Annotated in this window: 23 protein-coding genes; 15 read left to right on the top strand and 8 right to left on the bottom strand. The window is 66.3% G+C overall.

Annotation, left to right across the window (positions count from 1 at the left end; genetic code table 11):
* Positions 1-73: 73 nt before the first annotated feature.
* Genes CKJ82_RS10820 through CKJ82_RS10795 form a run of 6 tightly spaced genes read left to right on the top strand, consistent with a single transcriptional unit; the run spans position 74 to position 6,030 of the window.
* Positions 74-2,986 carry a DUF4040 family protein gene (locus CKJ82_RS10820; protein WP_095538151.1) on the top strand — a complete coding sequence of 971 codons (2,913 nt, stop codon included), beginning with the start codon at positions 74-76 and terminating at the stop codon, positions 2,984-2,986.
* 3 nt (positions 2,987-2,989) lie between these two features.
* A complete protein-coding gene (locus CKJ82_RS10815; protein ID WP_095538150.1) occupies positions 2,990-3,418 on the top strand; it encodes a cation:proton antiporter subunit C in 429 nt (142 codons plus the stop codon).
* On the top strand, positions 3,418-4,956 hold the full coding sequence (locus CKJ82_RS10810) for a monovalent cation/H+ antiporter subunit D family protein (protein ID WP_095538149.1): 1,539 nt from the start codon (positions 3,418-3,420) through the stop codon (positions 4,954-4,956). The genes CKJ82_RS10815 and CKJ82_RS10810 overlap by 1 nt, the downstream gene beginning before the upstream one ends.
* Before the next feature lies 1 nt (position 4,957).
* The gene (locus tag CKJ82_RS10805) at positions 4,958-5,422 is read left to right on the top strand and encodes a monovalent cation/H+ antiporter subunit E (protein WP_095538148.1); all 465 of its coding nucleotides are present in this window, start codon (positions 4,958-4,960) and stop codon (positions 5,420-5,422) included.
* Between the two features lie 3 nt (positions 5,423-5,425).
* Complete coding sequence (locus tag CKJ82_RS10800) at positions 5,426-5,692, top strand: cation:proton antiporter (protein ID WP_095535923.1); 267 nt, start codon at positions 5,426-5,428, stop codon at positions 5,690-5,692.
* Positions 5,692-6,030 carry a Na+/H+ antiporter subunit G gene (locus tag CKJ82_RS10795; RefSeq protein WP_095535922.1) on the top strand — a complete coding sequence of 113 codons (339 nt, stop codon included), beginning with the start codon at positions 5,692-5,694 and terminating at the stop codon, positions 6,028-6,030. Before CKJ82_RS10800 ends, CKJ82_RS10795 begins: the two co-directional genes overlap by 1 nt.
* 3 nt (positions 6,031-6,033) lie before the next feature.
* On the opposite strand, the gene CKJ82_RS10790 is transcribed toward CKJ82_RS10795, so the two are convergent.
* From CKJ82_RS10790 to CKJ82_RS10770, 5 genes are all read right to left on the bottom strand, one after another.
* Entirely contained in the window at positions 6,034-6,642 is a 609-nt protein-coding gene (locus CKJ82_RS10790) for a response regulator transcription factor (RefSeq protein WP_095538147.1), read from the bottom strand.
* Entirely contained in the window at positions 6,639-7,802 is a 1,164-nt protein-coding gene (locus CKJ82_RS10785; RefSeq protein ID WP_095538146.1) for a sensor histidine kinase, read from the bottom strand. Before CKJ82_RS10785 ends, CKJ82_RS10790 begins: the two co-directional genes overlap by 4 nt.
* A gap of 26 nt (positions 7,803-7,828) precedes the next feature.
* Positions 7,829-8,638, bottom strand: coding sequence for an ABC transporter permease (locus CKJ82_RS10780; RefSeq protein WP_095538145.1), 810 nt, complete (start codon positions 8,636-8,638; stop codon positions 7,829-7,831).
* A complete protein-coding gene (locus tag CKJ82_RS10775) occupies positions 8,635-9,576 on the bottom strand; it encodes an ABC transporter ATP-binding protein (protein ID WP_095538144.1) in 942 nt (313 codons plus the stop codon). Before CKJ82_RS10775 ends, CKJ82_RS10780 begins: the two co-directional genes overlap by 4 nt.
* Before the next feature lie 180 nt (positions 9,577-9,756).
* Positions 9,757-11,322, bottom strand: a complete 1,566-nt coding sequence (locus CKJ82_RS10770; RefSeq protein WP_095538143.1) for a catalase — start codon at positions 11,320-11,322, stop codon at positions 9,757-9,759.
* Positions 11,323-11,403: 81 nt separating this feature from the next.
* Here CKJ82_RS10770 and CKJ82_RS10765 point away from each other — a divergent pair, with 81 nt between their 5' ends.
* From CKJ82_RS10765 to CKJ82_RS10755, 3 genes are all read left to right on the top strand, one after another.
* A complete protein-coding gene (locus CKJ82_RS10765) occupies positions 11,404-11,949 on the top strand; it encodes an RNA polymerase sigma factor (RefSeq protein ID WP_095538142.1) in 546 nt (181 codons plus the stop codon).
* An 83-nt stretch (positions 11,950-12,032) separates the two neighbouring features.
* Positions 12,033-13,469, top strand: a complete 1,437-nt coding sequence (locus tag CKJ82_RS10760) for a YkvI family membrane protein (RefSeq protein ID WP_205691407.1) — start codon at positions 12,033-12,035, stop codon at positions 13,467-13,469.
* A gap of 116 nt (positions 13,470-13,585) precedes the next feature.
* Positions 13,586-15,031 carry a YkvI family membrane protein gene (locus CKJ82_RS10755; protein WP_095538141.1) on the top strand — a complete coding sequence of 482 codons (1,446 nt, stop codon included), beginning with the start codon at positions 13,586-13,588 and terminating at the stop codon, positions 15,029-15,031.
* Between the two features lie 7 nt (positions 15,032-15,038).
* On the opposite strand, the gene CKJ82_RS10750 is transcribed toward CKJ82_RS10755, so the two are convergent.
* The 3 genes from CKJ82_RS10750 to CKJ82_RS10740 all read right to left on the bottom strand — a co-directional run bounded on the left by CKJ82_RS10750 (position 15,039) and on the right by CKJ82_RS10740 (position 18,170).
* Entirely contained in the window at positions 15,039-15,719 is a 681-nt protein-coding gene (locus CKJ82_RS10750) for a hypothetical protein (protein WP_133064072.1), read from the bottom strand.
* Positions 15,720-15,820: 101 nt separating this feature from the next.
* Entirely contained in the window at positions 15,821-16,852 is a 1,032-nt protein-coding gene (locus tag CKJ82_RS10745) for an aspartate-semialdehyde dehydrogenase (RefSeq protein ID WP_095538139.1), read from the bottom strand.
* Positions 16,853-16,904: 52 nt separating this feature from the next.
* A complete protein-coding gene (locus CKJ82_RS10740; protein WP_095538138.1) occupies positions 16,905-18,170 on the bottom strand; it encodes an aspartate kinase in 1,266 nt (421 codons plus the stop codon).
* Positions 18,171-18,291: 121 nt separating this feature from the next.
* On the opposite strand from CKJ82_RS10740, the gene CKJ82_RS10735 reads away from it, so the two are divergent.
* From CKJ82_RS10735 to CKJ82_RS10710, 6 genes are all read left to right on the top strand, one after another.
* Complete coding sequence (locus tag CKJ82_RS10735; protein WP_095538137.1) at positions 18,292-19,143, top strand: DMT family transporter; 852 nt, start codon at positions 18,292-18,294, stop codon at positions 19,141-19,143.
* A gap of 215 nt (positions 19,144-19,358) precedes the next feature.
* Entirely contained in the window at positions 19,359-21,194 is a 1,836-nt protein-coding gene (leuA, locus tag CKJ82_RS10730) for a 2-isopropylmalate synthase (RefSeq protein WP_095538136.1), read from the top strand.
* Between the two features lie 400 nt (positions 21,195-21,594).
* Positions 21,595-22,917 (top strand): hypothetical protein, encoded by a 1,323-nt coding sequence (locus CKJ82_RS10725; protein WP_095538135.1) that lies wholly within the window; start codon positions 21,595-21,597, stop codon positions 22,915-22,917.
* 47 nt (positions 22,918-22,964) lie between these two features.
* Positions 22,965-23,984: a DNA polymerase III subunit epsilon gene (locus tag CKJ82_RS10720; RefSeq protein WP_095538134.1), complete on the top strand. Its 1,020-nt coding sequence runs from the start codon at positions 22,965-22,967 to the stop codon at positions 23,982-23,984.
* A 10-nt stretch (positions 23,985-23,994) separates the two neighbouring features.
* Positions 23,995-25,272 carry a Mur ligase family protein gene (locus CKJ82_RS10715; protein WP_095538133.1) on the top strand — a complete coding sequence of 426 codons (1,278 nt, stop codon included), beginning with the start codon at positions 23,995-23,997 and terminating at the stop codon, positions 25,270-25,272.
* Positions 25,265-25,969, top strand: a complete 705-nt coding sequence (locus CKJ82_RS10710; protein ID WP_095538132.1) for a type 1 glutamine amidotransferase — start codon at positions 25,265-25,267, stop codon at positions 25,967-25,969. The genes CKJ82_RS10715 and CKJ82_RS10710 overlap by 8 nt, the downstream gene beginning before the upstream one ends.
* Position 25,970 lies beyond the last annotated feature (1 nt).

Here is a 25,970-nt window from a genome sequence, read left to right as displayed (position 1 = left end):
GTGCGCTGCCCGGATCGGCTCACCGTGGCAGGCGCACACGAATTGGCCACCTATGTTTTGGAGAGGGTTCACCATGACGCTCCCTGTCGTGCTCGCATTAGTTGCGGCGACAGTGATCCTGTCACCCATTCTCGTGCGCGCGATGGACCGCAAAGCCGGTTACCCGATCGCGCTGATCCTCGCGGCCGCCGCCGTCGTCCTTGGGCGAGAGTTCCCGGGCGTCGCCGACGGGCAGCCCCTTGAGTGGGAGGTGACTTGGGCCCGCGACATCCTCGGGGAAGGCAGCGCCGTGTCGTTTGCGCTGCGCGCCGACGGGTTGAGCATCTTCTTCGCGCTGCTCGCCCTGGTCATCGGCACGGTCGTGATGACGTACTCGGCCGCCTACCTGCCAAAGCGGGACGGCAACACGAGCTTCTACACCATCATGACCGCGTTTACGCTTTCGGTCCTGCTGCTCGTGCTGGCCAATGACACGGTGGTGCTCTTCATCGGCTGGGAGCTGGTGTCCATCGCCTCCTTCCTGCTCATCGCGCGCTCCGGGTCCGGCGGCGAGGCCGGGTCCTACCGCACGCTGATGCTCACGTTCTTTGGCGGGCTGACGCTGCTGGCGGCGTTGGCGGTGGCGTCGATAAGCACTGGCACCACGCGCCTGACGGAGGTGCTCGCGTCGGATGTGTGGCGCGAGAACCCCGGCCTGACCACCACCGTTGCCATCCTGGTGGCGGTCTCCGGCTTTACCAAGGCCGCGCAGTTCCCCTTCCACTTCTGGCTGCCGGAGGCGATGGCCGCGGCCACGCCGGTCTCCGCGTTCCTGCACGCAGCGGCCGTGGTGAAGGCCGGCATCTACCTACTGCTGCGCTTCTCCACCATCTTTTCCGACGTCACCGCGTGGAACTGGCTGCTGCTGGTAGTGGGCCTGGGCACCGCGATCATGAGCGCGCTGTTTGCCATCACCAAGACGGACCTCAAGCACCTGACCGCCTACTCGACCGTGTCCCACCTGGGCTGGATCGTCGCCGCCATCGGCGTGGGCACCCCGATCGCACTGGCCGCGGCGCTCACGCACACGCTCGCGCACGCGCTGTTTAAGTCCTCCCTCTTCATGCTCATCGGCGTCGTGGACCACGAGGCGGGCTCGCGCGACATGCGCCGCCTGGGCAGGCTGTGGGACAAGATGCCGTTCACCTTCGCCTCCACCGTCATCGCGGCCGCCTCCATGGCCGCGATCCCGCCGCTGTTCGGCTTCATCTCCAAGGAGTCCATCCTCGCCGCGTTCGAGGACACCGAGTACGGCATGGCGCTGCTGCTCATCGCCGGTTTCGCCGCGCTGCTCACCTTCATCTACTCCGCCAAGATCGTGTTCGGGGCGTTTTTCGACGGCCCGAAGGACATGAGCGGTGTCCACGAAGCGCCCGTCAGCCTCTGGCTGCCCGCCGCGCTGCCCGGCGCGATGTCGCTCGTCGTGCCCTTCCTACTCGGTTGGGTCGACGGCCCGCTCGACGCCGCGGTCCACACGATCACGGGCAACACCGAGTACCACTCCCACCTGGCGCTATGGCACGGCGTGAACGCACCGTTCATCGTCTCCATGGCCGTGCTGGTCGTCGGCATCGCGCTCGTCGCGTTCGCCCGCCGCAGCATGTTCGCCTCGGTAGAGAACAAGCAGCTGCTGCCCACCAGCGGCAACGACCTCCTCGCCGCCACCGTCTCCGGGCTGGGCGCCGTGGGCAAGGGCCTGGGGCAGATGGCCAACGGCTTCAACCCGTCGCGCCACCTGCTGCCCATCCTCATCCTGGTGGTCCTGCTGGGGCTGACCACCCTCCTGGGCACCGACGGCGTCGACGGCATGCCGCTCGCACCGCGCGCCGAGGGCATCGACGTGTGGTGGGACCTCATCCCGTTCTCCATCATCGCCCTGTCCGTGGTGGGCATGGTGCTCACCCGCTCCCGCCTCGCGTCCGCGGTCCTGCTGGGCACTGCGGGCGTGGGCATGTCGCTGCAGATGCTCATGCTGGGCGCGCCCGACGTGGCGCTCACCCAGTTCCTGGTGGAGTCGCTCACCGTCATCGTCATCATGGTGGTGCTGCGCTACCAGCCGCGCATGTTCCCGCAGACCAACAACCGGCGCAAGCTCTTCGCCGCCATCTTCGCGGTCATCGCCGGCGTGGTCGCCTTCTTTGGCGTCTACGGGCTGCTAGGCCGCCACGACCGCTCGGACCTGGCGCTCTGGTTCCTCACCGAGGGCGGCGAGGTCACCGGGGCGGACAACATCGTCGCGGTGATCATCGTGGAGTTCCGTGGCTTTGATACCCTCGGCGAGCTCTCCGTGCTGGGCATGGCCGCCGTGGTCATCGCCGCGGTAACCCAGTCCATGCCGCGCCACATGTTCGAGGCGGGCACCCGCCCGCGCCCGTTCGGCCAGTCGCAGTTCAACTCGCTGCCCGTGCGCAAGGGCGCGGCCCTGGTCGTGCCGATCCTCGTCGTCTTGTCCGTGCTCATCTTCTTCCGCGGCCACACCGCGCCCGGCGGCGGCTTCGTCGCCGCCCTGGTGCTGGCCACGGCGTTCGGTCTGAACTACCTGTCGCGCGGCGCGGACACCGAGGTGGTCAAGCCGTTCACCCCGATCGCGCTGACCGGCTGGGGCATCATCATCGCCATCAGCTCCGGCTTCCTCGGCTTCCTCGAGGGCGGCTTCATGTACGCCATCCACGGCGAGATCGCCGGGGAGCACATGACGACGTCGCTGATCTTCGACTTCGGCATCTACCTCGCCGTGCTCGGCATGGTCACCCAGGCCATCAACGCGCTGGGCGGCTACCTCCGCCCGGGCACCGAGCGCGACAACCTGGACTACACGCGTGACGAGCCGGAAAATCCGCTCCCGGACGTGCCAGCCCCGGAGGAGCCGGAGGACGCGGTGGACGCACACCCGGCCCCGCTCAACCCCGCCGACAACCCCAAGCCTATGCAGACAAAGGAGCTATAAACCATGGTCATGGCACTTTCTGTCGCAGTCCTCGTGGCCGGCGCCGTCTACCTCGTGATGCAGCGCGGCATGGTTCGCGTCGTCTTCGGGATGTCGCTGCTGGGCCACGCCTCCAACCTCACCCTGCTGGCCACGGGGGTCGGCGCCTGGCGCGGCGAGGCGTTCCCGTCGCGCACCGCGTTCGACAACCTCTCTGACCCGTTGCCGCAGGCGTTCGTCCTCACCGCCATCGTCATCGCGATGGCCACCACGACGATCATGCTCATGCTCGCGTCGCTGGGCAAGAACGATGACACCTTCGACGTGCCCAAGACGGTGGGCAAGTCCCGCGAGGGCGAGCAGTTCGACCCGAACCAGCTCTCCCCGTCCGCCCTGTCCACCGCCGGCCGCAACTCGCGCCTCAACCCGAAGAAGCTGGAGGCAAACAACTGATGTCAGTCGACGCGATCCTCCCCGTCTTTGTCGCCCTGCCCCTCATCGTCGCGGCCGTCACCGCGCTGAGCCCGAGCAAGACGCTTAACGACGCCCTCTCGCTCCTCATCCCAGCCATCAACCTGGGCCTCGGCGTGTGGCTCTACACCTACACCGCCTCCCACGGCACGATCTCCCACGTCATCGGCCTCTACCAAGGCGGCGTGGGCATCTCCTTCGCCGCCGACCAGTTCTCGGCCGTGATGATCGTGACCACCATGATCGTGGCGCTGACCGCCAACTGGTTCGCCATCGCCGCGGGCGAGACGCAGGCCCGGTTCTACACGCCGCTCACCCTCGTGCTGGTCACCGGCGTCTCCGGCGCGCTGCTCACCGCCGACCTGTTCAACTTCTTCGTCATGATCGAGGTCATGCTGCTGCCCTCCTACGGCCTGATCGCCATGACGGGTACGCGCAGCCGCCTGCTCTCCGCGCGCGCCTTCGTGCTGGTCAACCTGGCCGCCTCCACGATGCTCGTGATGGGCGTTGGCTACCTCTACGGCGTCGCGGGCGCGGTGAACATCGCCGCCCTGCGCGGCGCCGCGGCCGGCAACGGCCCGGTCACCGTGGCGATGGGCCTGGTGGTCATCGCCATCGCCGCCAAGGCGGGTGTCTTCCCGGTCCACACGTGGCTGCCCAGGACGTATCCGTCGTCAAGCGCTGCGGTGATGGGCCTCTTCTCGGGGCTGCACACCAAGGTGGCCGTGTACATGCTCTTCCGCATCTGGGTCGTCATCTTTGACATGGACCCGCGCTGGAACACCCTGATCATCGTGGTCATGGTGATCTCCATGCTCATCGGCGGCTTCGCGGGCCTGGGCGAGCACACGATCCGCCGCGTGCTGGCCTACCAGATGGTTAACGGCATGCCGTTCATCCTCATCATGCTGGCGTTTACCAGCGCGGGTGCGGATGCGCGCTACGCGCTGGCCGCCGGCCTGATCTACACGCTGCACCACATGATCACCGTCGCCTCGCTCGTGCTCAACGCGGGCGCGATCGAGGAGACCTACGGCACCGGCGCGATCGGCAAGCTCTCCGGCCTGGCCCGGCGCGACCCCTTCACCGCGACCGTCTTCGCGGCCGGTGCCTTCTCCATCGTCGGCTTCCCGCCGTTCTCGGGCTTGTTTGGCAAGGTGACCATTACGATGGCCGCCGCCAGCGCGCACGACTGGCGCACCTGGGTGGTCATCGCCGCCATCATCATCGCCTCCTTCGGCGCGCTGCTGTCCATGATGCGCGTGTGGAAGGAAGTGTTCTGGGGCCGCCCGATGCAGCAATACCCGGACGCGCTCAACGTGCGCTGGAAGTTCCTGCTTCCGTCGCTCGCGCTGATCGTGCTCTCGCTGGTGATGTTCATCGGCGCGGGCCAGCTGTGGGGCATCACCACCTCGGCTGTCGACGACCTCCTGGACGTCGACGCCTACTCCACCGCCGTTCTGGGCACCAACCCGATCGGCATCCCCGACCTCGACTCGCTGCAGGGAGGCCAGCACTAACATGGCACAGCAATCTGCACTGAAACGCGTCGGCCACGCGATCGGATACGGCGCCTGGCTGATCAAGGAAATCTACGCCGCGGGCATCGACGCTACCGTCGCCGCCTTCAAACCAGACTCCGGCCTGCACCCCTGCGTGATCTTCTACCCCATGCGGGTGCACACCGACTGGGAGCGCTTCTGGTTCTCCACGTCCATCACCGCCACCCCGGGCACGCTCTCGCTGGGGTTCCGCCACGCGGCGTCTGAGGATGGGAGCGACCTGCTCATCGTGCAGGCCGCGTTTGGCGACGACCCCCTCGGTGTCATCGAGGACCTCGCCGACATGGAGGAACACCTCAAACCATCGCTCAAGGACACGCCTCTCGACGCCTCCAAGGTCCTCTGGAAGCCGTATGAGCACCTGGGCCCCGACCTTGACCAGGAGCACGCCGAGCAACTACCCGCCGCAGAAAGGATGGACTAACCCATGTTCCAGACCATCATGACCGTCTGCATCGTCATCATGGCGCTGAGCCTCCTCGCGGGCCTGGCCAAGATCATCGTCACCACAGACGAGCTCTCCCGCTCGGTGCTGGCGGACCTTGTGTTCTACGCCATGATCGCCATCTACCTGGTGTGGACCCTGTTCAACCAGAGCATGATCACCTACGAGATCGCCGTCCTGGCCGCCCTGGTCTGCGGCGTGATCCCCACCATCTCCATGGCCCGCATCATCTCGAGAGGACGCCGCTAATGAGCATCATCGAAATCATCGTCGCTGTCCTGGTCATCATCTCCACCATCTTCGTGGTGGCCACCGCCTCCCTGCAGCTGCGCGCTCCCGACGCGCTCACCCGCGCGAACCTGCTCGGCCCCCTTGTCTGCCTCGCCTTCCCGCTGCTGATCGTGGCGAACCTGCTGATGAGCTGGTCCACCGAGGGCTTCAGCATCAACGCCTTCATCCGCGCGATCCTGGCCATCGCCGGCGTGTGGATCATCGGTTCCGTCGGCTCCTTCGTCATCGGCCGCTCCATCCACGGCGTCACCGTGGTGGACCCGAAGGACAAGACCTCGCGCAACGTGCCGCAGTAGGCGCTACAGCCAGCCGCGTTCGCGGGCGATGGTGTACGCCTCGAAGCGGTTTTCCGCGCCGGTCTTCGCGATGCCGGAAGAGATGTAGTTCCGCGTGGTGCCGGTGGCCAGGTGCGCTGCGCTGGCGATCGCCTCGATAGACCCGCCCTGGCCCGCCAGTTCGAGCACCTCGGCCTCCCGCGCAGTCAGCGGCGATTCCCCGGCAGCAATCGTGGCGGCTGCCAGCTCCGGGTCGATGTAGCGTTTGCCGGCGTGCGCCGCACGGACCGCCGCAGCGAGCTCGCCGGCCGCGGCCGTTTTGGGCAAGATGCCGAGCACTTGGGAGTCGAGGGCCCGCCGGACAACGTTTGGCCGCGCGTGGCTGGTGACGACGACCACGTGGGCGTCGATAAGCGAGGCGACCTCAATGCCATCCGCCCCACCTTGCCCAAGCTGCAGGTCGGTGACCACTACATCCGGGCGCGCGGCGGCGGGCAGCGATCGCCACCACTCGAGGAATCCCGCGCCCGAGTAGGCGACGTGCACCACGTCAATGTCCTCCTCCAAGCCGATGAGCATGGCGAGGGAATCGGCCACCAGCGTCTCATCATCAATCAGCGCGACCCTGATCATGCGCCCACCTCCAGTCGCACGCGGAAGGATTCAGCTGTTCGCTCGACGCTTATCGACGCCCCATGCGCCGCCGCCCGCCGACGCAGCCCCTCCAGGCCCGTACCGCTCCCCTCTCCAGGGCGCGGATTGTTATTCACCACAGTGATCGCGTCCGACTGCAGCTCAATCGACACCGCCGTGGCCTGGGAATGGCGCAAGATGTTGGTCGTGGTCTCGCGCACGAACCACGCGGCGGTCACCCGCAGGTCCGGGCGCACGTTGTGGCTGGTTCCGGCCATGGAAACCTCGGCCCCGGCGCCGCCGAGCACCTGCTTCGCGCTTTCGAGCTCGGTGGCGAGGTCCGGGGTCCGGTAGTTGTTCACCACGCTGCGCATATCGGCGGCTGCGCGCTGCGTGAGCTGGTGCAGCTCACGCAGTTCCTGGGGCACGCGCGGGTCATCGCGCTCGGCGAGTGCGAGCGCAAGCTGCGACTTGATCGTCAGCGCCGCGAGATGCTGCCCCATGGTGTCGTGGAGATCCTGCGACATGCGCAGACGCTCCTCCGCGGCGGCGAGTTGCGACTCCAGCCGGCGGGCGCGCTCCGTTTCAATGATCGCGCGGGAAAACCACGTGGTGAAGGGGACCATGACCACGCACGCGATGCTGTACACCACAACGATCGCGGCGATCTCCACCGAGCCGAACAGGAATACGCTCGCGAGCGCACACGCGAGGGCAAGCGTCGTCCACATCCGCTGCTTGGCTATGAAGGGCAGGAAAGCAAGCTGGACGCTAAAGAACGCAGCCCCGACCGCGATCGCTGAGGCCGCCTTCCACTCCGCCGGGCCAAAGAGGAGCACCACCGCGCACACCGCCAAGACAATAAGGTGGGCGAGCATCCCCCACCGCAGCCAGCCGCTGCTGTGCTCGCGCGTCTCCAGACGCAACTCTGGCCTGGTTTCCAGCACCACCGTCCCGACAAGACTCGCCAGCACCGCAATGCCCACGCCAACGAACGTCTCGGCGAGGGTTGCCCCCGAGCGCTTCACAATGACCGAGGAAAAGGTCCCGACGAACAGCCACAGCATCCCGATGAGCGACCAGCGGTTGAGCGTGAGGAACCGCGACGAGTACTTCGGTTCTGGTTGCTTCGCCGAGGTGCGGGGCGGTGTTTGCGTCATAGTGTGCTCCGAGCGTAGCAGTGGTCTCACGCCTCCCGGTGCGTTTCCCAGCGCATGCGCTGATACCCCGCCGAGATCAGCACCGCGGCCCACACCGCGAGCAGGAGCATCGGCGTTGCCGCGCCTGCCAGCAGCGAAGCGAACGAGCCTTCGCCGACCCAACCATCGCGAAAGACGTCGCTTGCCAGCGCAAAGGGTGTCCGGTCGATGACGTTGGCAAGGGACTCCGGAAGGTACTCACGTATACCGGTCTGCGAGAAAATCACGAGCATCAGCACCGGCATCGACGTGATCTGCGCGCCTTCCGCGTTCTGGGTAAAACGACTGGTCAGCATGGCCAACCCGTGGGAGACCGCAACGCCGAGCAGCATCGCAATCACCATGATCAACGGGTTTTTCGGCCACACGTGGGGTACCGGCGGGTCAATCGGCAGCACCATGGACATGCTCGAAAACGCGACTACCACGATGACCGCCAGCACGAGGGTGAGCGCAGCAAGCGGGAGACAAATGGCGGTCAGTAGCTCCCAGTCGCGGGACTCGCCCGTGCGCAGACGCTTGAGCACTCCCTCGTCGCGCCTGGTCACCGCCATGGAAAGCGCGGGATAGAACACGCCGAAGCTCAGCGCGAACAACACGAACACTTCAGATGCCGCCGCGGTCGACCCCACCGACTGGTCCCCGACCAACCACAGGAAGAGTGGCAACAGTAGCGGGAAAACGAGGCCGGCGAAGACAAGCAGCCGGTTGCGGGTGAACTGCAGCCACTCGGCGCGGCCGAGGGCCCGCAGCCTGCGCGCGGCGTGGTTCGTGGGGTTCATCGTGGTCGTGCTCATGCTACTTCGTCCTTTCGGGTGGTGTGGGTACGCTGCGTTGCTGCGACGCCGTGGAAGACTCGTTCCAAGTTCGCGGGCTGCGCTACAAATTGAGCCAGTACGAGGTTCCGCTCGCGCGCCCACTGCAGGATTGCGGAGGCGTCGTCCTGCAGCCTGGAGGTGTGCACCGATACTTTCGTGCCCTCGGAAATGTCGGTGCTGTGCACCAGCGCCCCGGGAAGGTTTGGCAGCGCAGGGGCTGATGTGCTGTGCAGTACGAACTCGATGGTGGAGGGCACCGTGCTCGCTAACTCCGTGGTCGTGCCCTCGACCTCGATGCGGCCGCCGTGCATAATCGCGATGCGGTCGCAGAGGAACTCGGCCTCTTCGAGGTAGTGCGTGGTCAACACGATCGTCACCCCACGGTCCTTCAGTCCGCGCAGCAGCTCCCACACGCGGCGGCGGGACTCAGGGTCGAGTCCGGTCGTCGGCTCATCTAAGAACACCACGTCCGGACTTCCCAGCAGCGCGCAGGCAAGGTCAAGGCGCCGCTGCTCGCCGCCTGACAGCGCCCCGACTGTCACCTCACGTTTATGCGTCAACTGGACGTCTGCCAGCACGTCGTCGATTGGCAGCGGGGCGGTGCACGTGCCCGCCCACATGGTCAACGTTTCCTCCACGGAAAGTGCGCGTGGCAGCCCACCGGACTGCAGCATGATGCCCGTGTGCGGGCGGAGGCGTACCCGATCCGCCACCGGGTCCATCCCCAAGACGCGCACCTCGCCCGCGCCCGGTGCGGCGAGCCCCTCCAGGATTTCTAGCGTGGACGTCTTGCCCGCGCCGTTGGTGCCCAACAGGCCGTACACCTCGCCGCGGGCGACATGGAGGCTAATGCCGTCGACGGCGGTGAACTCACCGTAACGGCGTTGCAAGTTGCTGACTTCAATGACGTGTTCCATGGCTTCCACACTGCCCGGAACACATCCTGGCTGGTAGAAGCGTTTGTCATCAATGCCACATGACAAACGTCATGCCCCCGAACTTAGCGCTTCGCCCTACAGCCACTCTGCGGCCGCAGAGCAAAAAAGGGGGAGGCCCACACGGGCCTCCCCCTTCCAACGCGCGGTGCGAATCAGAAGTTACTTCTCCTGCTCGGCGCGCTTCTTGGCCAGGGACTCGCGGACCTTGGTCTCCAGGTCGGCGTCGACCTTGCCCCAGTAGGCGTAGACGCGCTCTTCAACGTCCTTGTTCTTGATTGCCATCATCTTGTTGGTGATGTTGTGCACGAAGCGCTCCTTGGCCGCGTCGTCGAAGACGTCGCGGTAGAGCGTGGTGGCCTGGCCGAAGTCGTCGTCCTCGGCGTGCTTCACGTAGGCGTCGCGCACCAGGTCAGTACCCTCCGGGTCCGGGTTGACGTAGAGGTTCTCCGCCTGGCCGTAGTCGGTGAAGTTGGAGGAAGAATCCTCGTTGTTGTCCAGGTAGCCGGCGCCCTTCTCGGTGCGGTTGGGCACGTAGTTCGGCTCGTTCTCCTCGTTGAAGAAGTACGCCATGCTGCCGCGCTCGGAGTAGGTGTTCACCTGGTTCAACGGGCGGTTGACTGGCAGGTCCTTGTAGTTCGCGCCGATGCGGTAGCGCTGCTGGTCGGAGTATGCGAACACGCGGGCTTGCAGCATGCGGTCCGGCGACAGGCCAACGCCCGGGACCAGGTTGGCCGGGTCCAGTGCCAGCTGCTCGATCTGGGCGTGGAAGTTCTTCGGGTTGCGGTTGAGCACGAAGTAGCCGACGTCGATAAGCGGGTAGTCCTTCTGCGACCAGACCTTGGTCAGGTCGAAGGGGTTAAAGCGGTAGTCCTTCGCCTCCTCGAACGGCATGATCTGGACCTTCACGTCCCAGACCGGGTAGTCGCCCTCCGCGATCGCGTTGAAGAGGTCCTCGCGCTGGAAGTCCGGGTCGGACCCGGCCTTCTCCGTGGCCTCCTCATCGGTGAAGCACTCCCAACCCTGGCGGGTCTTGAAGTGGTACTTCACCCACACCGGGGTGCCTTCCTCGTTGATCCACTGGAAGGTGTGGGAGCCGAAGCCGTCCTGGTGACGGGAGGTCTTCGGGGTGCCGCGATCGCCCAGCAGGTAGGTCACCTGGTGCGCGGACTCAGGAGTGCGGGTCCAGAAGTCCCACTGCATCTCGTCGTCGCGCAGGCCGGAGTTGGGCTGGCGCTTCTGGGAGTGGATGAAGTCGGCGAACTTCAGCCCGTCGCGCATGAAGAACGTCGGGGTGTTGTTGCCCACGATGTCGTAGTTGCCGTCCTCGGTGTAGAAGCGCAGTGCAAAGCCGTGGACGTCGCGCCAAGTATCCGGGGAACCGGCCTCACCGGCGACGGTGGAAAAGCGCGCCGCCATCGGGGTCACGGTGCCGGGCTGGAACAGCTTGGCCTTGGTGTACTTGGACACGTCCTCGGTGATGTGCAGCTCACCGAAGGCGCCGTGGCCCTTCGCGTGCGGGATGCGCTCCGGCACGTTTTCCCGGTTGAAGTGGGCCAGCTTCTCGATCATGTGGACGTCGTTAAGCACATTGGCCCCACGACGACCCTGGACGATGGACAGGTGCTCAGAGGCGACCGGCTGGCCGCTCAGCTGGGTGGTGCGGCCGTTGCCCGCGGGGCGCTCGCCCTTTGCAACGATGTCTTCTGCCTTGCTCTTCTCAGCCATTGGTGGCTCCTCCTTGACTGTCGGTGGCACGTACCCCGCCAAGCCTAGGGAATTTCGCGTGCGCTGGTAGCCTAAGCATTCGTGAGCAGCACTGACGACGACTACGTCACCGCCCTCGCGCTCAAAGCGGGTCGCGGCGACAAGGCCGCGCTGTCGCAATTTATCGCCGCGACGCAAGACGACGTTTGGCGGCTGCTCGCCCACCTCGCCGGCGCCGAACACGCCGACGACCTCGCCCAGGAGACGTACCTGCGCGTCCTCGGGTCGCTCCCCCGGTTCAAGGCGCGCTCGTCGGCACGCACCTGGCTGCTCTCGCTCGCGCGCCGCGCGTGGGTCGATTCGGTGCGCCACGACATGGCGCGCCCGCGCAAGGCGGTCGCCGAGTACGACGAAGTGGCCGCGCAGGAAGCCAGCCCCGATGACGCAAACGCCTGGTCAGAGGCTATCGACGCCCGCCTCCTCCTCGACAGCCTCCGCCCCGAGCGCCGCGAAGCCCTCGTGCTGACCCAAGTCCTGGGCTACACCTACGAGGAGGCCGCGGCGATCACCGGCGTGCGGGTGGGCACGATCCGCTCGCGCGTCGCCCGCGCAAGGCGTGATCTCATTCACCACACCGACGACGATTAAGGTCAGTCACACGCCGTGAGCTAGGTCACGCTACACTTGTGTGTGGAAATCACACGAACATTCTTGAAAGTAGTGAGCCTCTCATGCTCAAAAACGCAATTGGCATCGCCTTCGCGTTCATTGGCGTCCTCGTCGGCGCCGGTTTTGCCTCCGGGCAAGAGACAATGCAGTACTTCATCGCGTTCGGCACGCAGGGCATCTGGGGCGCGGCCTTAAGCTCCGCGCTCATGCTCATCGCCGGCGTCTCCATCCTCCAGCTTGGCTCGTACTTCCAGGCCAACGAGCACATGGAGGTACTGGGCAGCGTGTCCAGCAAGGTCATGTCCTGGATCCTGGACATCGCCACCATCACCACCCTGTTCTCCATCGGCTTTGTCATGTACGCCGGCGCGGGCGCCAACCTGAACCAGCAGTTCGGCTGGCCGGTGTGGATCGGCGCGACGCTCATGCTCGCGCTCGTGCTGGTCATCGGCATGATGGACGTGGACAAGGTCACCGCCGCAGTCGGCGCCGTGACCCCGCTGCTGCTGTTCTTTGTCATCTTCGGCTGCATCTGGACCCTGTGCACCACGGACCTCGACTGGTCCAGCTTCAACGCGCAGGCCCAGGAGGTTTCCACCACACTGCCCAACTGGTGGATCTCCTCTCTGAACTACACGGGACTCAACGCCATCTGCGTCGCCTCCATGGCCCTGGTTATTGGCGGCAACTACCTGGACACGCGCGCCGCGGGCCTGGGCGGCTTCCTCGGCGGCATGGGCTACCTCGTCATGCTGCTCCTGCTGTCCTGCGGTCTGCTCGCCGCAGTGGGCAGCATCGCGGGCGATGCCATGCCGATGCTCACCCTTATCACCAACATCCACCCGGTCCTCGGCTTCATCATGTCCCTGGTCATCTTCGGCATGATCTTCGCCACCGCACTCGGCATGTTCTTCGCGCTGGGCAAGCGCCTGGCCCGCGGCCGCCAGGAGCGGTTCCGCCCCATCTTCATCACCACCTGCCTCATCGGCTTCGCGCTTTCCTTCGTCGGCTTCAAAACGCTCGTGTCCGTGGTCTACCCGATCCTGGGTTACCTGGGCATTCTGCTCATCGTCGTCCTTGCCGCCGCGTGGCTGCGCAGCTCGCAGAAGCTCCGCAAGGAAGGGAATCGCCGCCGCCGCGCCCGCGAGCTCATGCGCCTGAAGCTCGACCCCCGCGAGCGATTTACCAAAAACGATGAGAAGGAACTGGACTTCATCATCCAGGCTTCCATCGTGGACAACGAGGAGCTCGAGGCCGCCCTCGAGGAGGAGGTGGGCCAAGAGCTTATCGACGACAACGAGGTCGATTACGACCCCGAGGACCGAGACGGCGACGTGGTCTACGTCACCTACACGGACCCGCAGTCCAAGGAGGACTACGCCAAGCACCCGGACGAGCCGTGGAAGGGCAACCCGAGCGAGGAAGACCTCGCGGCTCAGTGGGCCGACGACGAGTCGGAGCGGGAGGACGGCGGCAGCACCGTCGTCAGTGAGCGGTAGCTGTGGACAGCGTGGCGTCGCAAAGCATGCTCCCCGCTTAACTGTCATTGAGAGCAAATGGCGATACTATTGCAAAGGTTTATCCGAACATCCCTGATTTCTTACGGAAAGATTTCATGCTTAAAAACGCAATAGGTATCTCCTTCGCCTTTATCGGCGTGGTTGTTGGCGCGGGTTTCGCATCCGGCCAGGAGGCAATGCAGTACTTCTCAGCGTTCGGCACTGAAGGCATTTACGGCGCCATCCTCGGTTCCGTGCTCATGCTCATCGCCGGCGTGTCCATCCTCCAGCTCGGGTCGTACTTCCAGGCCAACGAGCACATGGAAGTGCTGGGAAACATTTCCAGCAAGGTGATGTCCTGGATTCTGGACATCGCTACGATCACCACCCTGTTCTCCATCGGCTTCGTCATGTTCGCCGGTGCGGGGTCGAACCTGAACCAGCAGTTTGGCATCCCCGTCTGGATCGGCGCGGTGCTCATGCTCGTGCTCGTGCTGGGTGTGGGCATGCTCGACGTGGACAAGGTGACGGCCGCGATCGGCTCGCTCACCCCGTTCCTGCTGGCCTTTGTCATCTTCGGCTGCTCGTACACCCTCATCACCACCGACATTGACTGGCACAGCATCAACATGTCCGCAGAGCAGGTCAACACCACCCTGCCGAACTGGTGGATGGCGGCGCTGAATTACACGGGCCTCAACGTGATGTGCGTGGTCTCGATGGCCCTCGTGATCGGCGGTAACTACCTGGACACCCGCGCCGCGGGCCTGGGCGGCTTCATTGGCGGCATGGGCTACCTGGTCATGCTCATGCTGCTGGCCACCGCGCTGATGGTCAAGATTGACACGGTCTCCGGCGAGGACATGCCGATGCTGACCCTGATCAATGACATCAACCCGATCCTGGGCACCATCATGGCGCTTGTGGTCTTCGGCATGATCTTCGCCACCGCGATGGGCATGTTCTACGCGCTGGGCAAGCGCCTCTCGCGCGGCCGCGAGGACAAGTACCCGATCATCTTCAGCGTGACCTGCCTGGTCGGTTTCGCGCTCTCCTTCGTCGGCTTTAAGACGCTGGTTGCGTACGTCTACCCGGTCCTGGGCTACATTGGCATCCTGCTCATCGTCGTCGTCGCTGCGGCATGGTTGCGCGGCGCCCAGAAGCTGCGCAAGGAGGGCAACCGCCGCCGTCGCGCCCTCGAGCTGACCCGCCTCAAGCTGGATCCGCGCGAGCGCTTTACCAAGAACGATGAGAAGGAGCTGGAATACCTGACCAGCAAATCCGTCATCGAGGAGGAGGAGTTCACCGAGGCCCTCGAGGACGAGGTGGGCCAGGAGCTTATCGACGACGACGAGGTCGAATACGACCCCGAGGACCCCGACGGCGACGTGGTCTACGTGTCCTACACGGAGCCGCAGTCCAAGGAGGAGTACGCCAAAAACCCGGACGAGCCGTGGAACGACACCACCGTGGACGACATGATTGCCAAGGAGGAGGCCGAGGAGGCCGAGTCCGGCGACGACGCCGACACGGGCAACGGGAACGGCAGCACCCGCCTGTAGCGGCCGCCTAGCGGCTGAAGAGGCTGTTCACGCGGGACACGATCCCGCCGAACCAGCCCTCGGACGCCGCGCCGGTCTCGGATCCCGGTAGCGCGGCGGGCAGTACCGCCGTCTCGCTGGTCGGCTCAGCCGAGGTCATGGGGGCCTCCGAGGTCGCCACCACCGCGACGGGCTGCGCAGCCACGGGGGTCGGGGTCGGACGCTCCCCCGCGCTTGTCGCGGGGGCTTTTTCGTCCTGTTCTTGCTTGCGTTCGCTGGTCTCCGGCGCGGGCGCCAGCGTGGACGTGGCGGTGGCTCGGGCGCGCTTGCCGGTGCCGCTGGTGTCCAGGCGCACCTTGAACTCATCAACCACGGCGCCGCCCTCCGTCACCTGGACCGTGGCGTAATCGCTGCCATTGGCGGACTGCGGCGCGGTAAGGCGCAGCCCGTTCGGCCGGGAAATGGCGCTCCAGCCCGCGGGCAGCGTGCTTGGGTCTTCAGAATTCATGCGCAGCGACGCCCCGCTCTCCTTCGCCGTTACCAAGAACAGCGTCTGGCCGGGTTTGATCGTGGTGTTCGACCACTTGCCCGTCTCCGCCGCCAGCGCGCCAGGCGCTGGCGTGACGGCCCCCATAGCCCCCAGGAGCAGAGCGCCGACTGCTGCGTGTGCCGCGAATTGGGCACGGTTGCGTCGGCGTCGAATACTCATAGCCACCATTTTTGGCGAAATCTCAGCTACAGGCAACTCTCTTTATGGAATTGCAACCGTTTGTCGCCCTGCTCGTGACCTATCGCAGGACGACCGTATTGCTACACCAGCAGCTCGGCGATCTGGATCGTGTTCAGCGCCGCGCCCTTGCGCAGGTTATCGCCGGAAACGACGAAGATCAGGCCACGGTTGCCCTCAACTGTCTGATCCTGGCGGATGCGCCCAACCAGGGACTCGTCCTTGCCCGCGGCGGCGAGCGGCGTGGGCACGTCCGCAACGGAGACGCCCGACGCGTCCGCAAGCACGGCCCGCGCCTTGTCGGGCGTGATCGCCTTGGCAAACTCGGCGTGGACCACCATTGTGTGGCCGGTGAAGACCGGGATGCGGACGCAGGTGCCGGCGACGTTGAGCTCGGGGATCCCCAGGATCTTGCGGGACTCGTTGCGCAGCTTCTGCTCCTCGTCGGTTTCCTCGGTGCCGTCGTCAACAAGGTTGCCCGCCAGCGGGACCGCGTTGTAGGCGATCGGGGCGACGTAGGGGCCAAGGTCCTCAGGGGCGAGCACGGAGCCGTCCAGGGTGAGCTCGGTGTTGCGGTCGCCGATTTCCGCGACCTGGTCCGCCAGGGCCTCCACGCCCGCTAGGCCAGAGCCAGAAACGGCCTGGTAGGAGGCGACGCGCATGGTGGTGAGCGAGGCTGCGTCATGCAGCGCCTTCGCCACCGGCATGATCGCCATGGTCGTGCAGTTGGGGTTGGCAATGATGCCCTTGGGCAGGGCCTTCGCGTCGTCCGGGTTGACCTCGGAGACGATGAGCGGAACCTCGGGGTCCTTGCGCCACGCGGAGGAGTTGTCCACGACCTTCACACCAGCCGCGGCGAAGACCGGGGCCCACTCCTTGGAGGTGGAGCCACCGGCGGAGAACAGGGCGATGTCGATGTCCTTGACGGAGTCCTCGGTGACCTGGGTCAGGTCCTCCACGACCACCTCGGTGCCGCGGTAGTCCAACTTCTTGCCCGCAGAGCGCGGGGAAGCGAAGAAGCGGACGGTGTCTGCCGGGAAATCGCGCTCCGCGAGGATGGTGCGCATTACGCGCCCGACCTGCCCGGTTGCTCCGACGACGGCGATGGTGGTCATGGGGAAAACAGCTCCTTGAAAGCGTTGCGGTTATATACGGTGTGGCGTGAGCTTAGCGGCCGGTGCCGGCGTAGACCACGGCCGGCTCGTCGCCGCCGAGGTCGAAGCGATCGTGGATGGCGCGGCACGCGTTGTCCAGCTCGGACTCGCGGATCACGGCGGTGATGCGGATCTCTGAGGTGTTGATCATCTCGATGTTCACGCCGGCGTCGCGAAGCGCCTCGGCAAAGTCAGCGGTGACTCCAGGGTGCGACTTCATGCCCGCGCCGACAAGGGAGACCTTGCCAATCTCATCGTTGTGGGTCACATCGGTCCACCCCTCGTCCTGCTGCAGCTTGGTCAGCAGGGTCATGGCGCGCGGGCGGTCCGCCACCGGGAGGGTGAAGGTGATGTCCGTCTTCTTCTCCTCGCGGGTGGAGATGTTCTGCAGCACGGTGTCGATGTTGATCTCCGCGTCCGCGAGCGTGCGGAAGATCTTCGCGGCCTCGCCCGGGGTATCCGGGATGCCGAGCACCGTGATCTTTGCCTCCGACTTATCGGTGGCGACGCCGGACAGGACTGCTTCTTCCATGGGAATATCCTCCAATGCTCCGGCGACGAGAGTGCCGGTGTCGTTACTGTAAGACGAGCGGACTCGCATGGGCACGTTAAACGCGCGCGCGTACTCGACGCTGCGCAGCACCAAAATCTTCGACCCGGACGCGGCCAGCTCGAGCATCTCCTCAAAGCAGAGCTTGTCCAGCTTGCGGGCGTCCGAGACAATGCGCGGGTCCGCGGTGTACACGCCGTCCACGTCCGAGTAGATCTCGCACTCGTCCGCGTGCATCGCCGCAGCGAGCGCCACCGCGGTGGTGTCGGACCCGCCGCGGCCTAGGGTGGTGATGTCGCGCGTATCGCGGTTCACACCCTGGAAGCCAGCGACGATGGCGACCTTTCCCTCGTCCACCGCTTCCTGCACGCGGCCCGGGGTGACCTCTATAATGCGCGCGTTTCCGTAGCGCTCGGTGGTGATTACGCCGGCCTGGGAGCCGGTGAAGGAGCGCACGTCCACGCCGAACGAGGCCACCGCCATGGCCACCAGCGAGTTGGAGATGCGCTCGCCCGCGGTGAGCAGCATGTCCATCTCGCGCGCGGGCGGGGTCGGGTTGACCTCCGCGGCGAGGTCCAGGAGCTCATCGGTGGTGTCGCCCATTGCGGAGCACACCACGACGACGTCGTGCCCGGCCTTCTTCGTGGCAACGATTCGCTCAGCGACGGCGCGGATTCGCTCCGCACTTTCGAGGGATGAGCCTCCGTACTTCTGGACGATCAGTGCCATTGGTGTTGTACGCCTTCCGTTCAGGTGACAATTCTGGGGCCGCGCAAACGTTGCAAACCCGTCATCCAACCTTAGCGGGCGAAAACTCACGATTCGAGGTATCGCACTAATATAATTCTGCGTGCACAACAACTATCTTGCGGTCGGCTTCGCATTCACGTCCGCGCTCCTGATCGCGGTGGGCACCGTCTGGCGCCACCAAATCTTGCGCGCCGGACGCGACCAAGGGGAGGTCAATGACTCCCCGCTCAGCGCCCTCAAGCGCCCCGCCTGGTGGTTCTCCCTCGCGCTCGCGCTGGCGGCGTACGGCTTCCAAGCGGTCGCGCTCGCGTTCGGCTCCCTGCTCGTCGTGCAGCCCGTCCTCGTGCTCTCCCTCATGCTCACGCTGTTGCTCTCCGCGCGCGTCGAGCGCCGCCGCATGTCCGCCGCCACCTCGTTCTGGGCCATCCTGCTCACCGTGTTCGTCGGCGTCGTGGTCGTCATCGGCCGCCCGCTGCCCGGCGAGCGCGCGCCGCACACCTGGGAGTGGCTCACCGCCGTCGGCATCGGGCTCGTGGGGCTCTTTTCGACGTTCGCGTTCGCCCGCGCCTACTCCGCGGCCGTCCAAAGCCTCGCCTTTGGCATCCTCTGCGGCGCCATCTTCGGCTACCTGGCCGTGTTTTCCAAGGTGGCCGTGGACGCCTACGTCCACGGCGGCGTCCTGGGCATCCTCGCCTCCTGGCAGTTCTGGGCCATGCTCGCCTGCGCCGTGATCGGCACCGTCGTGCAGCAGTTCGCCTTCGGCGCGGGCAAGCTCGCGACCACGCTGCCGGCGATGAAGGTCGTCGAGCCGCTCGTGGCCCTGACCTTGGGACTTGTACTTTTGGGCGAGAAGTTCTCGCTGTCCGGGGCCCTCGGCTGGACAGCGATGGCGCTGCTCATCGCGGGCATGCTGTTCAGCGCGGCGATGGTGACGCGCGTGAGTATTCGGTAGCGGTGGCGTTAATAAGCACTCCCTGCATATAAATATGTGATCCGCGTGACACAGGGGCTGGGCTATGTAAGATGTCTGGCATGTCACACAGGCAGCTACTCCTTCTACGCCGCGGCGGGAATCAGGCCCTTCACTAACACGGCCGGCACCCCGTCGCGGAGTTCGTGTTTGCCGGCCGTGAATAGTGCAAACGCCCACCCGTGGAAGGAAGACCAATGAGCAACGCCAACGACTTTTACGTACCCCGCGAGATCCAGACCCCAAACGGCCCCAAGAACGAGGGCCAGCCGGCGTGGAACAAGCAGCGCGGGTCCCAGATGCCGGCGGACCGGTACCTGACGTTCGCCGAAGAAGTCGAGGACATTACCCTGCCGGACCGCACCTGGCCGGACAAGAAGATCACGGTCGCGCCGCAGTGGTGCGCCGTAGACCTGCGCGACGGCAACCAGGCGCTGATTGACCCGATGAGCCCCGAGCGCAAGCGCCGCATGTTCAACCTGTTGGTGGAGATGGGGTACAAGGAGATCGAGGTAGGCTTCCCGTCGGCCTCGCAGACGGACTTCGACTTCGTGCGCGAGATCATTGAGAAGAACATGATCCCAGAGGACGTGACCATCCAGGTCCTGGTGCAGGCACGCGAGCACCTGATCCGCCGCACCTTCGAGGCCTGCGAGGGTGCCAAGAACGTCATCGTCCACTTCTACAACTCCACCTCCAAGCTGCAGCGCGAGGCGGTCTTCCGCAAGGACCGCCCGGCGATTAAGAAGCTGGCCACCGACGCGGCCGAGCTGATCAAGTCCATTGCGGAGGACTACCCGGATACGCGCTGGCGCTGGGAGTACTCGCCGGAGTCCTACACGGGCACCGAACTGGACTTCGCCAAGGAGGTCTGCGACGCGGTCGTGGACGTCATGGAGCCGACGCCGGCGGACCCGATGATCATCAACCTGCCGTCCACGGTGGAGATGATCAGCCCGAACGTGTACGCCGATTCCATCGAGTGGATGCACCGGAACCTGGCGCACCGTGAGTCCATCATCCTGTCGCTGCACCCGCACAACGACCGCGGCGAGGGCGTTGCCGCCGCCGAGCTGGGCTACCTGGCCGGCGCCGACCGCATCGAGGGCTGCCTGTTTGGCAACGGCGAGCGCACCGGCAACGTGGACCTGGTCACCCTGGGCCTGAACATGCTCACGCAGGGCGTGGACCCGCAGATCGATTTCTCGGACATCAACAAGATCCGCCAGACCGTGGAGTACTGCAACCAGCTGCGCGTCCCGGAGCGCCACCCGTACGGCGGCGACCTGGTCTTCACCGCCTTCTCCGGCTCGCACCAGGACGCGATTAATAAGGGCCTGGACGCGCTGGCGCAGCGCGTGCACCCGAACGCTTCCTCCAACGATGTCACCTGGGAGGAGCTGCGCGACACGGTGTGGGAGGTGCCGTACCTGCCCATCGACCCGAAGGACGTGGGCCGCACCTACGAGGCCGTGATCCGCGTGAACTCGCAGTCCGGCAAGGGCGGCGTGGCCTACATTATGAAGACGGACCACGGCATCAACATGCCGAAGGCGATGCAGCCCGAGTTCTCCGCGGTGGTGCAGAACATCACCGACAGCGAGGGCGGCGAGGTCAACTCCAAGAACATGTGGGACATTTTCGCCGGCGCCTACCTGGACCTGGACTCCCCGCTGGAACTGGTGGACTACGAGGTCACCGGCGCGGTCGCGGAGGACGACGACTCCGCGGTCCAGGTGACGGTGGACTATAAGGGCGAGCGCCACGAGCTGCGCGGCACCGGCAACGGCCCGATCGCCGCGTTTGCAAACGCGCTCGAGTCCCTGGGCATCGACTTTGAGGTGCAGGACTACTCGCAGCGCTCGCGCACGGCGGGCGACGACGCCGACGCGGTCTGCTACATTTACGCCGACGTCGACGGAGCTACAGCCTGGGGTGTTGGCATCGCCGCGTCCACGACGCGCGCGTCGCTCAAGGCGATCACCTCGGCTGTGAACCGCGGCCTGACTGCGGGAAAGGCTGGCGGCGTGTAGCCGATCACCATCGCGAGTCCAACGTTTTGCTGCCCCGCTTCGGGGGTGGCGGCGCGGCTCGGGGATCCTGAGTATGTGCCCGAGTCTCTTAAGTGGTTCACGCACGTCGGACCACTCGCCTCCCGGCGCTCTCTCAGCCGATTTCTAGCAGAACGCGCGTTATTGCACGTAAACCCCGTAAATTACACGATTGTTCAACAGGCACACTTCGTCCCGATTACGGCGACACATATACTTGATCCAGAACCGGCAGTTGCAGCGCAGCGCAAGTTCTGCACTGGGGAGACACCCGGCACGTCGAACATCACCGCGCTCTGAGATAGGCTGCCAGCTAAGAGCAACGTGACACAACAACATCCCGCCCGTATTTCCAATCCGAACAGTAAGGTGGAGAAGGATCATGCAAAGCCCGAGCTACGTGGTTCCTGACCACGGGATCGGCGCCGTCCGAAGCATTCCTACCTGCGATGTGGATCAGGCGCTTGTGCGCAACTACCTGGCGAATGCTCGCGACGGGCACGCCGACTTCCAGGTCACTCTGTTGCAGCGCGGCGAGGACGCAGGCTTTTACATCGCCGCTGACGGCAAAATTCTGGGCGCGATGGCCGAGCACGACGCGCTGGAGTACCAGGAGCTCGCCCACATCGCCGAGGCGGGCCTGACGCCGGAGGTCACCGCAAGGGCCGAGTCGCATGCTGGCGGCACCGTGAACCTCACCCTCCGCCTCCCCCGCCCGGGCCTGTGCATCCCCGCCAACGAGCCCCCGACCGAGCCCTGGGCACTGCTGGACGGCACCGGCCCCCGCGTCGTGTCCTACCTGCCGGACGCTGCGGAGCGCGACATGAATGACCGGATGAGCTTACTTGTCCGCCTCGGCTTCGACGAGGCCGGCGACGTCATCGCCTGCCTGGGCAAGGGCGGCGTGGGCACGCTTGACCCGCGCACCGCGTCCGAGATCACCCCGACGCTGCGCAACCTTGAGCAGCGCGGCCTCATCGTGGTCGTGCGCGGCTACCATGCGCCCACCGCCAACGGCGTCGAGCTCACCGTCAACCTCAGCGGGGTGGACGAGACCGGTACCCCGAATGAAGTTTCGCCGGTGCCGTTCCTCCCGCTGCCGGAGGCGCAGCGGATTCCGGAGCTCGTCACCGTCGGCGCCCCGAACGAGGCATCCTGCGGTCGCCCCTCCCTCGCGTCGGGCGAGCTCACCGGCGACTCGATCCCACTAGCCCCCTCCCCGCTGCTGGACGAGCCAGCGCCGGCGGAGCCCGAGGTGGACCCGGCGTCGCGCGAGGTCGCCGCGGCGACGGTGGCCAAAGACGCTGAGGAACCTGCGGGTGCTGTGGCCGCGTCCACCACGCTCATCGGCGAGCCCGAGGAGAGCGTCGCGGAACCCGATCAGCCCCGGCGCCGCTTCCCGCGCTTCCGCGCCGACGACGACGCGGAAGCAGCCGCGCTCGCCGCGGAGCAAACCCCGGACCAGCCAGCCGCAGCGGTCACGGAGGACACCGTGGAGAAGCCGGCGGGGGCGAGCCGCCTCCACCCGGCTTGCATCGCCGCGGGCACGCTGCTGATCCTGCTGACCATCGCGGGCGTCATTGCCATCAGCACCCAGTGGAACAGTGGCAACAGCGCCGCGGCGCGCATCTCGCCGACGAGCTACGACGACACCGTCGTTGCCTCCGTGGAGGACCCGCAGGATCCGGCAGTGCTGGACCAGTAGGCCAGGGCGCGGGCCGCACCGCCCGCGGCCCGACTACTATGTGAACAATGACATCGAACGAGTCCTACCCCTACGTTGCGCTCTCCGCGCAGACGACGGGCATCCACCCGTCCACCGGGCGGATCCTCACCATCGATGCCGTGACCTTTGATGACGGCGGCCGCGTCGGCGAGGAATTCCACGCCGTCATCAACCCCGGTTGCGACCCGGGCCCCCGCCACACCCACGGCCTGAGCACCCACGAGGTCGCCCAGGCCCCGCGCTTTACCCGCTTCCTTAAGTCGCTGGACAAGCTTCTCGACAACCGCGTGCTCGTCACCTTCGACACCCCCACTACCTGGGGCTTCATCGTCAGCGAGGCGCGCCGCGCCATGAGCGCCGCCGCCCGCGCCAACCGCTCGCGCAAGAAGCGCAACGGGCGCCGCCGCCAGCGCGTGGGCCACGTCCCGCACCCCACCCAGATCGTGGACCTGCTGGCCGCGGCGCGTCGGCAAGGCGTGGTGCCCACGGACCTGCGCATCGGGGCCGTCGCGGACCTGATTGGCGTGGCCTCCGAGTCGCCGGTGGCCAACGCGGAGCGCGCCGCCCGCCCCGAGGCGGAGATCTCGCGCGAGCAGACCCTCAAGCTGGTGGCCATGTACATGCAGCTCCGTGAGCATGGCGAGGTGCCGGGCCGCGCGCCGGACGAGCTCGCCGCGGACCGCTTCGGCCTGCAGCGCTCCACCGTGCGCGTCGACGCGGAGAAGGCCGGTGCCGCGGCGGACAACCCCGGCAAGTACTCCCGGGAGACCGGCCTGCGCAAGGGCATGGAGGTCGTGGTCACCGACGACATCGCGCTCGAGCCCGACACGCTTATCGACGCCGCCGTCCGCGCCGGCCTGACCTACACCGAAAAGCTCACCCGCGAGAGCTCCGTAGTGGTCACGGACGCCATGGCGAGGGGCGCGTCGCCGGACGAACTCCGCGGGAAGGCGATGCACGGGCACCGCAAGGACATCCCGCTACTGACCGGGGAGGAGTTCCTCACCGCCGTGGAGCAGATGGGTTCTGCAGAGCGCGTGCACTAACGTAGAGCTCATGAATCCGAGAGGACGCCTTGCACGCATCCGCACGAACGCCGCGCTCACAGCGGCGAAGCTCGCCACCACCGCCTCCCGCGCCACCGGTCGCGGCGCAGGCGGCATGATCGGCGGCCTGGTCGCGGGCGCGATCGACCCGAACATTATGGACGGCCTGGGCCGCGGGCGGCCCACGGTGCTGGTCACCGGCACCAACGGCAAATCCACCACGACCCGCATGCTGGCCCAGGCGCTGCGCACGACGTACACGGTGGCCACGAACGAGGGCGGCGACAACATGGACGCCGGCATCATCTCCGCCCTCATGGCGGGCGGCGACGCCGCCAACATCGTCCTCGAGGTAGACGAGCTCCACGTCCCCCACGTGGCGGAGAGCCTGGACGCGGACGCGCTCGTGCTGCTCAACCTGTCGCGCGACCAGCTGGACCGCGTGGGCGAGATCAATAAGATCGAGCGGGCGTTGCGCGCATGTGTGGAAAAGAGCCCCGAGATGACGGTGGTGGCCAACTGCGACGACGTCCTCATGACGTCGGTGGCATGGGACCACCCCAACGTGGTGTGGGTGTCCGCGGGCGCGGGCTGGGTCAATGACTCGGTGACCAACCCGCGCGGGCCCGGCTACGTCGTGCGCACCCCGGAGGGCGACTGGTACGCCACCGAAAAGCTCGCGGACGGCACCGAGTTCCGCCGCCCCTCCCCCACCTACACGGTAGATGCGCAGGGCCTTTCCACCCCGTCCGGCCAGGTGCCCATGCACCTGACGCTGCCCGGCCGCGCGAATCGCGGCAACGCCGCCCAGGCCGTCGCCGCGGCCGTCGAGGCCTACGACGTCCCGCTGGACAAGGCCGTAAGCGCCGTGGAAGGCGTGGACAACGTGGCCGGCCGCTACGCCACGGTCACACTCGGCGAGCACGAGGTGCGCCTGCTGCTGGCCAAGAACCCGGCCGGCTGGCAGGAGGCCCTGACCATGTTGGACCGCGACGCGGACGGCGTGGTCATCGCGGTCAACGCCCAGCAGGGCGACGGCGCGGACGTGTCCTGGCTGTGGGACGTGAAGTTTGAGGACTTCGACGGCATCGCGGTGAAGTCCGCCGGCGAGCGCGGCACGGACCTGGCGGTGCGCCTGCTGTACGCGGGCATCGAGCACGAGGTGGTCCACGACGTGGTTGAGGCGATCCGCGCCTGCCCGCCGGGGCGCGTCGAGGTGCTGGCAAACTACACCGCGTTCCGCGATCTGAAGCGGGACCTGGCCAAGCAGGAGGATTACCGTGGCTAAGCAACTGACAATCGGCCTGATTCTGCCCGACGTCCTGGGCACCTACGGCGACGACGGCAACGCGCTCGTCCTGCGCCAGCGCGCCCGCATGCGCGGCCTCGACGCGGCAATCCGCCCCTTCCTGCTCACCGACGAGATCACCGCCGACTGCGACGTCTACACGCTCGGCGGCGGCGAGGACTCGGCACAGGTGCTCGCCGCGGAGCGACTCAAGGCGTCGCCAGGCCTGCAGCGAGCCGCCGACAACGGCACCCCGATCCTGGCCATCTGCGCAGGCCTGCAGGTCCTCGGCCACTCCTTCAACGCTGCTGGTCGTTCGGTCGAGGGCATCTCGCTTATCGACGCCACCACCACCCCCCTTTCCACCCGCGCCATCGGCGAAGTCACCACCACCCCGGCGACCGACCTCCTCACCGAGCCCCTCACCGGCTTTGAAAACCACATGGGGGGCACCGTCCTCGGCCCGGACGCCCAGCCACTCGGCCGGGTCACGCGTGGCGTGGGCAACCTGGACAGCACCGTCGAGGGCGCGGTCCAGGGCAGCGTGATCGCCACCTACATGCACGGCCCGGTCCTGGCCCGGAACCCGCAGCTGGCGGACCTCCTCCTCGCCCGCGCCCTCGGCGTGGACACCGCGGAGCTCGCCCCGCTGGAGCTGGACGTGGTGGACGCGCTGCGCGCCGAGCGGCTGAAGTAGC

It is taken from the genome of Corynebacterium gottingense (assembly GCF_002285125.1).
GTDB classification, from domain to species: Bacteria; Actinomycetota; Actinomycetes; order Mycobacteriales; family Mycobacteriaceae; genus Corynebacterium; species Corynebacterium gottingense.
The sequence above is the reverse complement of the archived record's forward strand: the minus strand, read 5'-3'. Positions and strand labels throughout refer to the sequence as shown.

Bases quoted from the DNA above. Each gene is read 5' to 3' on its own strand.
- CKJ82_RS10760 (WP_205691407.1), top strand. From the start codon at position 12,033: ATGCTCAAAAACGCAATTGGCATCGCCTTCGCGTTCATTGGCGTCCTC.
- CKJ82_RS10775 (WP_095538144.1), bottom strand. From the start codon at position 9,576: ATGGAACACGTCATTGAAGTCAGCAACTTGCAACGCCGTTACGGTGAG.
- CKJ82_RS10790 (WP_095538147.1), bottom strand. From the start codon at position 6,642: ATGATCAGGGTCGCGCTGATTGATGATGAGACGCTGGTGGCCGATTCC.
- CKJ82_RS10780 (WP_095538145.1), bottom strand. From the start codon at position 8,638: ATGAGCACGACCACGATGAACCCCACGAACCACGCCGCGCGCAGGCTG.
- CKJ82_RS10740 (WP_095538138.1), bottom strand. From the start codon at position 18,170: ATGGCACTGATCGTCCAGAAGTACGGAGGCTCATCCCTCGAAAGTGCG.
- CKJ82_RS10785 (WP_095538146.1), bottom strand. From the start codon at position 7,802: ATGACGCAAACACCGCCCCGCACCTCGGCGAAGCAACCAGAACCGAAG.
- CKJ82_RS10805 (WP_095538148.1), top strand. From the start codon at position 4,958: ATGGCACAGCAATCTGCACTGAAACGCGTCGGCCACGCGATCGGATAC.
- CKJ82_RS10725 (WP_095538135.1), top strand. From the start codon at position 21,595: ATGCAAAGCCCGAGCTACGTGGTTCCTGACCACGGGATCGGCGCCGTC.
- leuA (WP_095538136.1), top strand. From the start codon at position 19,359: ATGAGCAACGCCAACGACTTTTACGTACCCCGCGAGATCCAGACCCCA.
- CKJ82_RS10750 (WP_133064072.1), bottom strand. From the start codon at position 15,719: ATGAGTATTCGACGCCGACGCAACCGTGCCCAATTCGCGGCACACGCA.
- CKJ82_RS10715 (WP_095538133.1), top strand. From the start codon at position 23,995: ATGAATCCGAGAGGACGCCTTGCACGCATCCGCACGAACGCCGCGCTC.
- CKJ82_RS10755 (WP_095538141.1), top strand. From the start codon at position 13,586: ATGCTTAAAAACGCAATAGGTATCTCCTTCGCCTTTATCGGCGTGGTT.
- CKJ82_RS10720 (WP_095538134.1), top strand. From the start codon at position 22,965: ATGACATCGAACGAGTCCTACCCCTACGTTGCGCTCTCCGCGCAGACG.
- CKJ82_RS10770 (WP_095538143.1), bottom strand. From the start codon at position 11,322: ATGGCTGAGAAGAGCAAGGCAGAAGACATCGTTGCAAAGGGCGAGCGC.
- CKJ82_RS10820 (WP_095538151.1), top strand. From the start codon at position 74: ATGACGCTCCCTGTCGTGCTCGCATTAGTTGCGGCGACAGTGATCCTG.
- CKJ82_RS10795 (WP_095535922.1), top strand. From the start codon at position 5,692: ATGAGCATCATCGAAATCATCGTCGCTGTCCTGGTCATCATCTCCACC.
- CKJ82_RS10800 (WP_095535923.1), top strand. From the start codon at position 5,426: ATGTTCCAGACCATCATGACCGTCTGCATCGTCATCATGGCGCTGAGC.
- CKJ82_RS10745 (WP_095538139.1), bottom strand. From the start codon at position 16,852: ATGACCACCATCGCCGTCGTCGGAGCAACCGGGCAGGTCGGGCGCGTA.
- CKJ82_RS10815 (WP_095538150.1), top strand. From the start codon at position 2,990: ATGGTCATGGCACTTTCTGTCGCAGTCCTCGTGGCCGGCGCCGTCTAC.
- CKJ82_RS10810 (WP_095538149.1), top strand. From the start codon at position 3,418: ATGTCAGTCGACGCGATCCTCCCCGTCTTTGTCGCCCTGCCCCTCATC.